General features: G+C 65.1%; 2 protein-coding genes. Both read left to right on the forward strand.

All coding sequences use genetic code 11. The features are described 5' to 3' along the window. The first annotated feature begins 16 nt into the window (after window positions 1–16). The gene (gene zapE, locus CF68_RS04690) at window positions 17–1114 is read left to right on the forward strand and encodes a cell division protein ZapE (RefSeq protein WP_013957184.1); all 1098 of its coding nucleotides are present in this window, start codon (window positions 17–19) and stop codon (window positions 1112–1114) included. A gap of 105 nt (window positions 1115–1219) precedes the next feature. Next, window positions 1220–1417: carbonate dehydratase (locus CF68_RS38020; protein WP_035816376.1), on the forward strand; the 198-nt coding region annotated here is incomplete at its 3' end.

The following is a 1417-nucleotide window of genomic DNA, read 5'->3' on the forward strand; positions in this document are numbered from 1 at the left end:
GCAGGAACCCGTCAGCATGAACGTCACCGAGTACTACGAGAAGGAACTGAAGGAGCGCGGCTACCAGTCCGACGAAGCGCAATTGCGCGCCGTGGCCCGGCTGCAGCAGTGCTACGACGAATGGGTGGCCTACAAGAGCCGCCGCAACAATGCCCTGAAGAAGCTGCTGGTCCGTCCCGACGTGCCCAAGGGCGTCTACTTGTGGGGTGGGGTGGGGCGCGGCAAGTCCTTCCTGATGGACAGCTTCTATACCTGCGTGCCGGTGGTGCGCAAGACGCGGCTGCATTTCCATGAGTTCATGCGCGAGGTCCATCGCCAGCTCGAAGAGCTGCGCGGCCGACCCGATCCGCTGGATGAGCTGGCCAAACGCATCGCGCGCCGCTTCCGGCTGATCTGCTTCGATGAATTCCACGTCAGCGACGTCGCCGACGCGATGATCCTGCATCGCCTGCTGCAGCAGATGTTCGAGAACGGCGTGCAGTTCGTGATGACCTCCAACTACCGCCCGGACCTGCTGTATCCGGACGGCCTGCATCGCGACCGCGTGCTGCCGGCCATCGCGCTGCTGCAGCAGAAGCTCGACGTGCTCAACGTCGACGCGGGCATCGACTATCGCAAGCGCGCGCTGGAGCAGGTGCAGGCGTATCACACGCCACTCGGCGCCAAGGCCAGTTCCGCGCTGCGCGACGCCTTCACCTCGATCGCGGGCGTGGCCGACGAGTCGCCGCTGCTGCATATCGAGCACCGCGAGCTGCGTGCGCTGCGCAAGGCCAACGGCGTGGTGTGGTTCGACTTTGCCACGCTGTGCGGCGGCCCGCGCTCACAGAACGACTACCTGGAGCTGGCGTCCCAGTTCCATACCGTGATCCTGTCCGACGTGCCGCGCATGACGCCGCGCATGTCGTCCGAGGCACGCCGCTTCACCTGGCTGATCGATGTCTTCTACGACCACAAGGTCAAGCTGCTGATGTCGGCAGAAGTGCCCGCGGACGAGCTCTACACCGAAGGCCAGATGGCCAATGAGTTCCATCGGACCGTATCGCGCATCATCGAGATGCAATCGCGCGAATACCTGGAATCCGAGCGCCGCACCATGGATACCACGCTCACCTGAGCGTTGTTTTCCGGCCCGGTGCGACGATAGCCGGGCCGCATTGATCTATATCAAGGTCGATTCGGGGACCCGCATATACCCTCCATTGGGTAGAAAAAGGTCCCCATGTCGTCGCCCCCAGTCACCAGTCCCAGTCCTTCGGCCAGCTTGCTGGCACCGTACCCGCCGGCCGCGCTCCGTGACGCCGCGGGCCCGGCTGCGTCCGGCGCCGGTGCGCGCCTGGTCTGCTTCCATTGCGGCCTGCCCGTCACGGACACCGAGCCGCTTGCCGCCGAGCTGGACGGCAACCGCCGGGGGTTCTGC

The sequence above is a fragment of the Cupriavidus sp. SK-4 genome (assembly GCF_000611125.1).
GTDB lineage: Bacteria > Pseudomonadota > Gammaproteobacteria > Burkholderiales > Burkholderiaceae > Cupriavidus > Cupriavidus necator.

Excerpts from the sequence above, each read along its gene's own strand:
- zapE (WP_013957184.1), top strand. The coding sequence starts at position 17 with ATGAACGTCACCGAGTACTACGAGAAGGAACTGAAGGAGCGCGGCTAC.